This window comes from Methanoregula sp. (assembly GCF_049518935.1).
Lineage (GTDB): Archaea > Halobacteriota > Methanomicrobia > Methanomicrobiales > Methanospirillaceae > Methanoregula.
Genome location: NZ_JBEKRH010000011.1, coordinates 46093 through 57643 on the forward strand (window position 1 = coordinate 46093; position 11551 = coordinate 57643).

Sequence of the window (11551 nt, forward strand, 5' to 3'; positions counted from 1 at the left end):
GGAGGTACACGGTTCCGGGTGCGGACAATCAAAACGATAATGTTATGCTATAGCATAGCAGAAATATTTTTCATACCCCGGAGGGTAGATCAAAGTGGATCTCATTGTTCAGTTTATTCTTGCAATCCTGCCCATCATCCTGATCTTTATCGGGCTTGTGTTTCTGAAGCAGTCGGGAACGCTCATGGGCGTTGTCGGCTGGCTGCTGACCGTCATCCTGGCGATCCTGTTCTTCCAGACCTCGCCGGACATTGCGGTGTATGCGTCATGGAGCGGCGTACTCTCATCGTTTGGCATATCGCTGATGGTGCTCTTTACCATCCTGCAGGTGACGATGATGGACGTGACCGGTGCGATTACCCGGATCACCGCGTACATCAAGTCCATTGCAGCCGAGCGGTACGAACAGATCATGATCCTGAACGTTGGGTTCGGGTCATTCCTTGTGTCGATCGGTGCAACACCGGTAACGATGCTGCCGCCGATCATGCTGGCACTCGGTTTCTCCCCGATTGCGGCGGTTGCCCTGCCCTGTCTCGGCTATGACCCGCTTACCTCTTTCTCACTCCTCGCGGTTCCGATCACGATCCCCGCATCGGTTTTCAACTTTGACCCTAAACTCCTCGGCACCACGGTCGCCCTCTTCCTGCCGGTCATTTCGACCGGTATTGCGCTGGGTATGCTCTGGGTCGCTGACGGGTTCGAAGGTGTGAAGAAAGGATTCTCCACGGCGCTGATTGCGGGCCTGACGCTCGGTTTCTCCGCGATCATCTTTGTCAATATCCTCCCGGCCTCTGCGATAGGCCTTGTCGGGGTTTTCTCAGGTCTTGTAACGATCGCGGTCCTCTTCCTCCTGCGGGCCCTCCGGGGAAAACCCCTCAATGCCCCCGCCCCTGTCGATACCTCCTCAACGGATGCCGGCATGCCACTCTGGAAGGCGGCCTTCCCCTGGATCCTGCTCGTCACCTTTGCGATCATCATCAGCATCCCGTTCATCCAGTCGGGTCTCTACAACTTCCTCGGGCCGATCCAGAAGATCCCCGTCGTGGCCAACAAATTTGTTGACCTGAAGCTCCTGAACCAGGCCTACTTCTGGGTGCTCATCAGCACCATCATTGCCGCCCCGCTCCTGATCCGGACCGGTGAAGAGGCAAAGCATATCCTCTCTCTCTGGGTGAAGCGGGCCTGGAGTCCGACGCTCGCCGCAATGGTCTTCTTTGCGATAGCCTATGTCATGGACTGGTCCGGCCAGTCGGTGGTCAACGGTGCTGTGACCTTTGCCCCCGGGGCAAATGCCTTCAACATGAACGTGGTGATCGGACTTTCGCTCGCCCTCTTCTTTGGTGTAGCATTCCCGCTCTTCAGCCCGATGTTGGGCCTTTTTGGTGCCTTCGTCTCCGGCAGCGAATCATCTTCGAACGTCATGTTCTACGGGATCCTCAAGAAATCCACGGATGTCCTGAACCTGAACTTCATGCAGGTCTATGCTGCGCACGCGGTTGCCGGTGGTATTGCTTCGGGAGTGGCCGTGGCGAAGATCATCAACGCGGCAGCAGTCGTGGACAAGCTGGGCATTGAAGGTGAAGTCATCCGCAAGGTTGCACCGGTTGCGATCGTGCTGACGATCCTGACCGGCGTCATGCTTGTTGTGATGCTGATCTTCTGATCCTTTTTTTAGCAGAATCCCGTTACGCGCTTTATCATACCCGCTTTTTCAACTGTTTAAAACCGGGCATATAAGATGCGGGCATGGACGGGTATGGACCAATCCGTGTCCTGCAGGAAATATGGCTGCCTTGTCCAGCTGATGGATATTGAACCCGGTATCTGCACAAATTCGCTTATGACGAACGAGTCTTTTTATTTTCCGTGGATCAATCTCCCTCAAGAGTACCTGTATGGCCAATACCTGTCCGCACTGTGGCAAGGATTCAAACGAGGAGTTCCCGAGGTTCTGCAGCGGATGCGGCGCCCGGATGGACGGGACCATCACGGCCGGGTTCCCGTTCAGTGCCGGCCCGCCCCGGCCGCAGAAGAGCACCATGATCGCGGGGTTCTGCTCGTCGATCCTTCCCGGTCTCGGGCAGGTCTACAATGGCGAGACAAGGAAAGGGTTTGCCCTCTTTATCCTGGCGCTCGTGGGACTGGTCGTCTTCATCATACCCGGCCTCATCGTCTGGCTCTATGCAATGTACGATGCGTACGCCGTGGCAACAAAGATGAACTCCGGGGAGATGGATTTCATCGAGATCAATACCCTGCACATGGTGGGCTTCATTGTCTTTGCCGCGATCGTGATTGTTGCGGTCCTCCTGATCATCATCGCGATGGTGATGGCGAGCCTGATGTCCGAGCTCGGTCCGCTCGGTTCGCCGGATATGGCCAGCTACAACCGGATGTTCAAAACGATCGGGTTGTTCTGACCGGCACAGCCGAAGTCTCTCTCAAGTGACCATGCGCAGTTCCCGCGCTCGCCCGTCCCTCAAAATGTTTCATGAGGTTAAGGTACAGAAAAGCAGTGCAGGCCATATAACGATCACCGGAAGCCCGGGATCGTGGGAGTCGCATGAATGTCCCGGCGGAACGGGGGTAGGGAGATGAGCGGGAGTCTGACTACCGGCTCCCCTTTTCCGGGGGTCCTATCGAAAAACTGTCTGAAGACCGTTCTTCTCCTGGCATGATTTGCGCATCACCTGCAAAGAAGATCCGTGAATCTCTTCGTGTATCTCATGAGGAGCGAAAACCATTGCCACGTCGGAGGGAGAGTTGTTTTGGGAGTACCTCCTGACCGGGCCCGTATAGGGCTCCATTTGCTCATTTCGGGAAAAAACCAGGTTTTATTCGTGAAAACGCGTGTCTTTCTCCGTGCATCCCCGGGGGTAATTTTCCGCAGTTTTCACGTCGTGAAAGATCCATGTCTCAGACCATGTCCATATGGGCTCTTTGGGGCGGGCAAAACGGGGGTAAGATGAAGTTTGGGACGTTGTCATCATGGTGGGAGATCCGGGACGCACTCGCTCAGATTCTGGAGAACAACCCAGATTATTTCGTGCCGGAAATGCATACAGAATGTATTGCATTTACTCCGGAAAATTTCCTGAACTATTACCCTGAGACTGGTGGACTGGATTTTGTTCAATGGTGTGAAAAATGACCCGCTACCTGATCGATATCCGTCTGATGGGTTCCGTGAAGCACCAGCTTCGCACGTTGAGCGATCAGCTACAGGAAAAATTTAATCCCGGGGAAAAACTGGTCGTCCCGCATATCACCCTTGCCGGGCCTTTTTCTACAGACAATGAAGAAAAACTCGTGGAAGATTTCACACGAATATGTACGAACCAGAAGGTGACGCCAAAATATGAGCTGGGGAGTTACGGATTTTTTGACGATACAAAGGTGGTCTATGTCACTATTACACCGGACGAGAACCTGAAACAGTTCCGCTATCAGCTCTCCCGGGCAATCTCCCCGTACTGCTCGTTACGGAACTATGATCTCGATTCTGCCGACGAATTCAGGTTCCATGCTACGCTCGCCATGAAACTTGACTGGCTCACCTTCCAGAGAATAAAATGGTATTTCAGAGGACCGGAGAGTGTCATCTACCGGCACCATCCGATCCGGGCAACACTGCTCCGTAACTCAAAAATTCTCTGCGAATATGATTTTATTCAAGGGAGGATGCTGAGCCGGGCACAGGCACTGAGCAAGGCGACAAGGATGCGGGATTTTGATATTCTTAAGACGTGGGCTGACGGAAACTGGGAACGGGAGTAAGATCGTGCGGGGACAACTCACCAGACCCGGCGTGGTCCGGATACGGAATGCCCGGGGCTTCGACCGGAGCGGTGAGATGCATGACTGATCGAACCGTCGAATTGCAGAAAACTTTACACAAAAGGATTTCATCTCTTGTTATAAGATCAGTTTATGCCGGCCTACTATTTCGCTTTGGAAGGATATCAAGCCGGGGAAAAACCCGATCCCGCAGTTGATTCATTAATCACCATCCAATACCAGAAGATCGATCTGACCTCCGGTGAACCGCTGGAGAAGTTAACTGTTCTCAAAGGATGGGAGAGTTCCGAAAAAGATATCGTGACCCGGTTTTACAACGAGTTTCTCAGGCCCGGGATGCCGGTCACGCATTTTATTCCGGTAGGGATGAATCTCGATTATGCCTTCGAGATGCTCATCGCGAAATGCAAACAATATACTCTGCCGGAACTTACCAGTCGCCAGCTGTATTACCAGCGACCCCGTTTTGATCTCGCGCCCGTCATCGTTCTTCTGAATGACGGCCGGTTCAAAGGAGCCACACTCGATACGTTCACCTCGAAAAAATCTGATGCCGGTCGTATCAACAAGTGGTATGTCAACAAGGAGTTCAAGAAGATCGAGTACACTCTTCAGGACGAAGCAGAAATCTTTCTCAAACTGCTGCAATACTTAAGCAAATACAAGACCCGGCTGGGAGTTGCAAGAAAAGGAGAGACCGCTCACAGGAAACCTGCACAGACGATCCCCTCCTCAAGTACGGAAAAGGCACATCCCTCTCATCCGGAATTCCCGGCAGCGTCTATGGAGACACCAAAGAAACGGGCAGATCCGGGAACACCTGCTCCCCAAAAAAATCCGGCACAACTCCTGAAAGCATCATCTCCCACTCCCCGGAAATCTCCTGCCGAATCGAAACCCGCAGGTCAGCGTTCATCCGTACCGCTTAACCAGTTCCGCAAACATACGCCAACGAAAAAGAATGAGGGAAAAAGAGGATAGGCAGGAATTTTCGTCTTCCTTTTTTGAGTACTACCGTTTCAGGTGGATCCAACGAATTCCCCACAGAACCCCCTCAACGAATGCTGAAGCATTCTTCTCAAGCATTCCCTGTGGATAATTTTCCAGAGAATCCACTCTGCATCACTTCGAAGATGCCTTCATCATCTTCTCTCTCACCCCCCGCACCCGGGTATTTATCATCCGATAAACGGGTGATAAGACCGGGGAATAAGAATGGCAAATATCCGTGTGCTGGAAACCGAAATTTCCATTTATTCACTCAATGATGAGGACTATATCTGCATCACCGACATCGCACGATACAAGGATCCGGAAAATACTGATGATTTAATCCGGAACTGGATACGGAACCGTAATACCGTAGAATTTTTGGGAATCCGGGAGCGTCCCAACAATCCGGATTTTAAACCCGTGGAATTCGACGGGTTTAGAAAACTTGCCGGGCTCAACAGTTTTACCCTCACTCATAAGCAATGGATTGAGAAGACCCACGCAGTCGGCCTCATCTCAAAATCGGGCCGGAAAGCCGGTTTTCCCCCCTGCCTCACCAGGGATAATCCCGTAATTTCCTTACCAGGGCAAGCCGGTCGCTCGCCTCTGTTCTCTTCTCGTTCTCGATTGCATTCAGGATCCCGGTTATAGGTTTTATCAGCCGGTAGATTTTCCTTGGCCGGCCCTTGTTCACGGGGAGGTTCTTTTCGCTCTTAACCCAGCCCTGGTCCATCAGGTATTTCATTGCTGCGCTCACTTCAGGTTGGCGCATGTCGGCTCCGCGCTCAATTGCCACGGAAGTGGTCTCCGGTGTGCTCGCGAGAAACACCAGCACCTTGGCAATCTTTTTCTGTATTCCAACCTGTACGAGAAGATTGACAAATTCCTCTTCCTTATCAGTGAAATATTGTAATATCTCTTGTCTCAAAAGTATCACCTGGTGTATTTTTTGGTTGTTCTCATGTAATTTTTATTTGAATTAATAAATAGTTTATGGTTATATTTTTAAAAAGTTTTTCAGAAAAAAAATTTCCTGCATTCATCCTTTGTGCACTGCTGGATACCGGGCCGCCATGCGGATCATCGTAACCAGCTGATGCAACTGGCCGTGTATGGTACATCCTTTAACAAGAATCCAGGCAAACGGATATCGGTTCACTGCCTTTCCAATCACCTCAGCCTCTTCCATACCGGTAAAAAGAATGAATGGTGTCAGGTCTCCCCGCGATCGCAGCGTAGCCAGAAGGTCAATCCCGTTTATCCCCGGCATGTCATAATCCGATATGATGACTTCAACCGGAGAATGTGAAATTATGTCAAGCATCTCCTGCCCTGAGGCGTATCCATGCATCGTGATCCCGCCCTGTCTCTGGCAGAGCAGGCAGACCATGAGCGCAATATGGGGATCATCATCCACATAGGCCACGGAGATCATCATTTCTCTCCGGAAGCGGCAGGAGATACGGATACCCGCCCGGATTTTTCAACGACAGGGGAACGAATGGGGTACCTATCCGGATCCGCATCGCTATACATGCCCCTCATCATACCTGCCCTCATGTCTCCCTCTCCCGCCTGCTCAGGGCCTCCGTGCTTTTAGATTAATGAATTGAGTAGCGACTGAAGCCTGCTCACGAGGTCTGAGATAGTGCCTGCGGAAGACTGACTGGTCTGGCCCTGGCCTGGGCCGGGAGTCGGTGTCCCGTTCGCTTGCCATCCGTTCTGTCCGTTGCCCGGGGCCGTCGAATTACCGGCACTCCAGTTTCCAGGTGGTGGTGACGTCATGTTCCCGTTCCCCAGCAAGTCACCAGGTCCGTTGCCCGGAAAGGTGGCATTGTCCGCACTCCAGTTTCCGGGAGCATGGCGGGTCATGTTCCCCCGCAACCCGTTCTGACCATTGCCTGAGGCAGTCATATTACCGGAATCCTGGTTCCGGAGATCAGGACGTGTCATGTTCCCGCTTCCCTGCCAGTTACCTGGTCCGCCCGTATCGGTTGTATTACCGGACCCGCCGGAAGGCGGTTCCGGCATTGTCAGGTTCCCGATGTCCTGCGAACCCCCGGGACCTCCGAAGGAGTTTGCATTACCATCACCTCCTGACGGTTGCTGGGGCATTGTCATATTTCCTCTATCCTGCGAGCCACCCGGTGGTCCGCCCGGGGCATTGGAGTTTCCCGTGCCGCCCATCGGCCGGGCAGGCATCGCGTTCATATTCCCGGAGGCTGGTCCGGGACCAGATCCTCCCGATCCGGGCATGCTGCCAGGGCCGGACTGTGCAAAGGCAATCGGTGCGAGCATAACGGCTGCACACCACAGTAATGCAACGATAAGGTATGGATGTCTGAATAGTTTCATCGGGTGTTTTCACCTTCCGGCAACTGCTGCTAATCAGTTGACCTTCACCACCCCTCTTCCCATGACATGATAAATTGAAATCATACGGCCGGTGCGATATTCCCCGGGAGGTGCGAATAATTGAACTCTGGAGTTACAATAATCCCATCGCCAGTCCATGCCGGTTGTTAAAACCCGGGATTGTTTATGCTATACCAGATATGCGGACTGCTCCACGGATGTAATAACCGGGCTGTGTGGAAGTTGTACAGAATCTGAAAAACAAAGAGGCAGACCCGTCACGGTCTGGAGATCTGCCCCAGGCTCTATTTCGGCAGGATGAAGCAACGCGTTTACCGGTGTTACTCCACCCCCCCTTCAATCGTCACCGTCTTCTCTTCAACCGGGATCTTCACCCCGGCCATTTCGAGCGCCTTATCCACAACATACCTGACACCGCCACAACACGGGACTTCCATGTGGAGGAGTGTGATCGATTTGATCGTGTGCTGCTTGAAGATCGCGGCGAGCTTCGCGATATACCCGTCGATATCCGAATCCAGTTTCGGGCAGAAGATGATCAAAATCCTGCCCCGCAGGAATTCCGCGTGGAACCCGGGGTACGCGAACGGGACGCAGTCCGCGGAGACGAGGAGGTCGGCGTTGTCGAAGTACGGGGCCGCAGGATTCAGGAGTGCAAGCTGGACCGGCCATTGCCGGAGCTCGGAGCCGGTCGTCCCGCCGGTGGGCTGGCGCGGCATTCCACTACGGCCGTTGCGGGGTATACTCATGGCTGCTGAGCCGGGGCAGACTGCAGGCAGGTGCGGAGCATGTGGCTCGGGAGGGCAGACACCTTCCCCCATCCTGCCAGCCATGGGATGTACCCCGCAGGGAGGTGGAGTGGCTTTCCTGCGTTCAGGTGCTGTATGATCGGGAATGGCAATGTCGTACTCGATCAAGTACTCGATCGCCTGGTTGTAGAATGCGGTCTGCCCGTGTCCCACGAGGTGTTCGAGATGGGCCTTGATCACGGACGAGCCCTGCTTTACAATATTTTCCATTACGATCTTCTCGTCGTACGGTACGGCCTCGCGCTCGATCACCGAGATCGCTCCCTCCGGGCAGGTGCCGATGCAGGCCCCGAGGCCATCGCAGAAAATGTCACTGACAAGCCGGGCCTTTCCCTCGATCAGCTGGAGAGCCCCCTCCGGGCAGTCCGGGATGCACTGGCCGCATCCAGTACATTTCCTGTCGTCAATGCTGATGATCTTCCGTTTCATGGCAGGTCTCCCGCGTTGGATATTATCGGATCAGGCTATGAAGCTTCCGGAGAGGGAATCCGGAGCATGGTGTTTTATTGTCTTCCATGAAATTTTTTTAGAAAACCCGAAAATTTTTTCGGAAATTTTTTTTGAAAATTTTTTACCGGGCCGTAATAATTCTGAAAATTGTGATGACCGGCCGCCGCCCCGAAAGGCGCCCCGCGGCGGATTAACAACCGTACAAATTCCATGAAACAGGAACTCTGGACTGAGGCCTGGGCCGTTCTTGCAGAAAGGTACAACGCCTGCTCTGGAGACCATCCTTTCGTCGGAGACACCCCGGTTTCAGAGTACCTCCGAAATACACCCTGTGCGGGCTCCGATTCCCCTGTTTTCCGGAAAAATTTTTAATGAGCAAATTTTTTTTTTGAAAACAATTCCGCCGGGTCCGCGAGGTCGCAGAAAAAATTTCAGGCAGGATTTGAGGGGTCCGGGAAAATTTTTGATGAGGGAGTAGAGAGGTCATTAAAAATTTTTCAAGAGGGATGATATCCCGGCCGGGTCCGGTCCCCGTCACCTTATTGCACTTGAACCCACTGTTTCATCCACGGGATTTTTGCATCCATCGCGCCCGGGTCGAGACCGTGATGAAAAAATGTCGAGGAGGGGTCATTGGGGTCTTGAAAATATTTTGTGCAAGGGTTGGGGGTTTTTGAGAATTTTTGAGAATGGTGTGGTTTATTGAATTTTTTTCCGGGCCGTAGGTGCGTGCCAACTGCCTGAACCGGGGTCCACCCGGGCAGCGGGCCTGGCCGGTCGGGCATGGTGGTGAAGCCGTGAGCTGTCCGGTGGGTGATGCGTGGGAAGAGGAATCCTGCACGTCCTACCCGTTACCGGATCATTCCCCGTGCATAAATGAAAATTTTATGGGATGATACCGGAGAAAATACTAACGCTTCTCATCAAAAAAAGTTACTTCCCGCCCGACACGGCCTTTGACCCGCGGAGAATCCCCACAGTCCCGGTCCGGACAAACTCCTTGACGCCGTACTGGCGCAGCAGTTTCTCCAGCGCCTCAATCTTTTCCGTCTCCCCGATTACCTGGAGGATCAGGGACTTGGGGCTGACGTCTACGATTTGTGCCCGGAAGATCTCGGCGATCTGCATGATCTCGGACCGGGAAGTGCCCGTATCCGCGGTCACCTTGATCAGAGCCAGTTCGCGCTCAACCCGTTCATTGTCCGAGAGATCGGAGACCTTGATCACGTCGATCAGCTTATTCAGCTGCTTCATGATCTGCTCGACTTTCTCATCATCGCCTACTACGACGATGGTGATCCGGCTCATGCCCGGCTCCTCGCAGGGCCCCACCGCGAGGCTCTCAATGTTGAATCCGCGCCGGGAGAAGAGCCCGGTGACCCGTGACAGGACACCAGCCCGGTTCTCAACCAGCACGGAGAGCGTGTGCGGCTTCATCGCGGGTGCCCCCCGATCATCTCGTTGATCGCGGCACCTGCCGGCACCATCGGGAAGACGTTCTCTTCCCGCTCAACGCGGAAGTCCATGACGAACGGGCCGTCGCAGTCGATAGCGGCTTTGAGGGCCGGCATGACGTCTTCCGGTGATTCCACCTTGATGCCATCGATACCGTACGCATTTGCAATCTTGACAAACTCCACGGGCGGCAGCTCGGTGTACGAGTAGCGCCGGTCATAGAAGAGTTCCTGCCACTGCCGGACCATGCCGAGGAACATGTTGTTCAGGATCACAATCTTCACCGGAATATTGTACTGGGCAGCCGTCCCCATCTCCTGGATGTTCATCTGGATGCTGCCGTCTCCTGCCACATCGAAGACCGGCACATCAGGCCGGGCAAAGGTTGCGCCAATCGCTGCCGGGAACCCGTAGCCCATGGTGCCAAGGCCGCCGGACGTGATCCATGAACGGGGGTGCCTGAAGCAGAAGTGCTGGGCGGTCCACATCTGGTTCTGGCCGACTTCCGAGACGACCACCGCATTGCCGTCCACGAGTTCGTTCATCTGCCGGATGATGTACTGCGGGTGGAGCCCGCCGTCGTCCGGGCACTTGAGCGGGTGGTGCTGCTTCCAGTGTTTAATCTTCTTGATCCAGGCTTCGTGCAGGCCGTTCTTTTTGAGGAAGTTGAGCATATCGGTCAGCACGGACTTTATATCGCCGACAATCGGGACGTCGACCCGCTTGTTCTTGCCAATCTCAGCCGGGTCGATATCGATGTGGATGATCTTCGCGTGGGGAGCGAACGTATCCGTTTTCCCGGTGACCCGGTCATCGAACCGGACACCAATCGCGATCAGGAGATCGCTTTCCGTGATCGCAAAGTTTGCGTATTCGGTGCCGTGCATGCCGAGCATCCCGAGGTTGAGCGGGTGATCGCCCGGGATTGCGCCAAGCCCCATCAGCGTCGTGGTGACCGGGATACCGAGCTCGGTAGCGATCCGGACCAGTTCTGCCGAGGCATTGGAGAGGATTACACCTCCGCCGGCATAGATCACTGGCCGCTCGGCTGCTGCGATCAGCTGGAGCGCCTTCTCGATCTGGCGCTTGTGGCCCGTGTAGGTCGGATTGTATCCCCGCAGAACCACTTTATCCGGCAGCGGCGTTTCCTTAATCGAGGTTGTGCTGACATCCTTCGGGATATCGACAAGCACCGGCCCGGGCCGTCCCGTCCCCGCGATATAGAATGCCTCCTGGATGACACGACTGAGGTCTTCGGTTTTCTTCACGAGATAGTTGTGCTTCGTGATCGGCATCGTTATGCCGGTGATGTCGGACTCCTGGAAGGCGTCGTTGCCCAGCAGGTTCGTCGGCACCTGCCCGGTCAGTGCTACTATGGGGATCGAATCCATGTAGGCCGTGGCAATGCCAGTAACAAGGTTACAGGCACCGGGCCCTGACGTGGCGAGGCATACGCCTACACGACCGCTTGCCCTCGCATAGCCGTCCGCGGCATGCGCTGCAGCCTGTTCGTGCCGTACAAGGATGTGCCGCAATGACGAGTCGTAGAGTTCATCATAGATCGGCAGCACCACTCCGCCCGGGTACCCGAAGATGATCTCGGTCCCTTCGCGCTGGAGTGATTCGACGAGGATTTTTGCCCCGGTTTTCATGTCCTGTCCCTCAGT

Annotated in this window: 11 protein-coding genes; 6 read left to right on the forward strand and 5 right to left on the reverse strand. The window is 54.3% G+C overall.

Translation table 11 applies throughout. The features are described 5' to 3' along the window. Nucleotides 1-94 precede the first annotated feature (94 nt). The 6 genes from ABSE13_RS08370 to ABSE13_RS08395 all read left to right on the forward strand — a co-directional run bounded on the left by ABSE13_RS08370 (nucleotide 95) and on the right by ABSE13_RS08395 (nucleotide 5445). On the forward strand, nucleotides 95-1666 hold the full coding sequence (locus ABSE13_RS08370) for an L-lactate permease (RefSeq protein WP_424028062.1): 1572 nt from the start codon (nucleotides 95-97) through the stop codon (nucleotides 1664-1666). A gap of 232 nt (nucleotides 1667-1898) precedes the next feature. Further along, complete coding sequence (locus ABSE13_RS08375) at nucleotides 1899-2423, forward strand: DUF5683 domain-containing protein (protein ID WP_424028063.1); 525 nt, start codon at nucleotides 1899-1901, stop codon at nucleotides 2421-2423. Between the two features lie 491 nt (nucleotides 2424-2914). Next, nucleotides 2915-3154, forward strand: coding sequence for a hypothetical protein (locus tag ABSE13_RS08380; protein WP_424028064.1), 240 nt, complete (start codon nucleotides 2915-2917; stop codon nucleotides 3152-3154). Further along, a complete protein-coding gene (locus tag ABSE13_RS08385) occupies nucleotides 3151-3780 on the forward strand; it encodes a 2'-5' RNA ligase family protein (protein ID WP_424028065.1) in 630 nt (209 codons plus the stop codon). The genes ABSE13_RS08380 and ABSE13_RS08385 overlap by 4 nt, the downstream gene beginning before the upstream one ends. A gap of 153 nt (nucleotides 3781-3933) precedes the next feature. Next, nucleotides 3934-4782 (forward strand): hypothetical protein, encoded by an 849-nt coding sequence (locus ABSE13_RS08390; protein ID WP_424028066.1) that lies wholly within the window; start codon nucleotides 3934-3936, stop codon nucleotides 4780-4782. Nucleotides 4783-5016: 234 nt separating this feature from the next. Then, entirely contained in the window at nucleotides 5017-5445 is a 429-nt protein-coding gene (locus ABSE13_RS08395; protein WP_424028067.1) for a KilA-N domain-containing protein, read from the forward strand. On the opposite strand, the gene mreA is transcribed toward ABSE13_RS08395, so the two are convergent. The 5 genes from mreA to ilvB all read right to left on the reverse strand — a co-directional run bounded on the left by mreA (nucleotide 5348) and on the right by ilvB (nucleotide 11536). Beyond that, nucleotides 5348-5722, reverse strand: coding sequence for an MreA family transcriptional regulator (gene mreA / locus ABSE13_RS08400; protein WP_424028068.1), 375 nt, complete (start codon nucleotides 5720-5722; stop codon nucleotides 5348-5350). The two genes, ABSE13_RS08395 and mreA, sit on opposite strands and share 98 nt — an antisense overlap. Nucleotides 5723-5833: 111 nt before the next feature. Continuing rightward, complete coding sequence (locus ABSE13_RS08405) at nucleotides 5834-6232, reverse strand: response regulator (RefSeq protein ID WP_424028069.1); 399 nt, start codon at nucleotides 6230-6232, stop codon at nucleotides 5834-5836. Between the two features lie 1258 nt (nucleotides 6233-7490). Then, on the reverse strand, nucleotides 7491-8408 hold the full coding sequence (locus tag ABSE13_RS08410) for an ATP-binding protein (protein ID WP_424028070.1): 918 nt from the start codon (nucleotides 8406-8408) through the stop codon (nucleotides 7491-7493). Nucleotides 8409-9362: 954 nt separating this feature from the next. Next, nucleotides 9363-9866, reverse strand: coding sequence for an acetolactate synthase small subunit (gene ilvN, locus ABSE13_RS08415; protein ID WP_424028071.1), 504 nt, complete (start codon nucleotides 9864-9866; stop codon nucleotides 9363-9365). Continuing rightward, nucleotides 9863-11536 (reverse strand): biosynthetic-type acetolactate synthase large subunit, encoded by a 1674-nt coding sequence (gene ilvB / locus ABSE13_RS08420; RefSeq protein WP_424028073.1) that lies wholly within the window; start codon nucleotides 11534-11536, stop codon nucleotides 9863-9865. The genes ilvN and ilvB overlap by 4 nt, the downstream gene beginning before the upstream one ends. Between the last annotated feature and the right edge of the window lie 15 nt (nucleotides 11537-11551).

Bases quoted from the DNA above. Each gene is read 5' to 3' on its own strand.
- ABSE13_RS08385 (WP_424028065.1), top strand. From the start codon at position 3,151: ATGACCCGCTACCTGATCGATATCCGTCTGATGGGTTCCGTGAAGCAC.
- ABSE13_RS08395 (WP_424028067.1), top strand. From the start codon at position 5,017: ATGGCAAATATCCGTGTGCTGGAAACCGAAATTTCCATTTATTCACTC.
- ABSE13_RS08390 (WP_424028066.1), top strand. From the start codon at position 3,934: ATGCCGGCCTACTATTTCGCTTTGGAAGGATATCAAGCCGGGGAAAAA.
- ABSE13_RS08410 (WP_424028070.1), bottom strand. From the start codon at position 8,408: ATGAAACGGAAGATCATCAGCATTGACGACAGGAAATGTACTGGATGC.
- ilvB (WP_424028073.1), bottom strand. From the start codon at position 11,536: ATGAAAACCGGGGCAAAAATCCTCGTCGAATCACTCCAGCGCGAAGGG.
- ABSE13_RS08405 (WP_424028069.1), bottom strand. From the start codon at position 6,232: ATGATGATCTCCGTGGCCTATGTGGATGATGATCCCCATATTGCGCTC.
- ilvN (WP_424028071.1), bottom strand. From the start codon at position 9,866: ATGAAGCCGCACACGCTCTCCGTGCTGGTTGAGAACCGGGCTGGTGTC.
- ABSE13_RS08380 (WP_424028064.1), top strand. From the start codon at position 2,915: ATGTCTCAGACCATGTCCATATGGGCTCTTTGGGGCGGGCAAAACGGG.
- ABSE13_RS08375 (WP_424028063.1), top strand. From the start codon at position 1,899: ATGGCCAATACCTGTCCGCACTGTGGCAAGGATTCAAACGAGGAGTTC.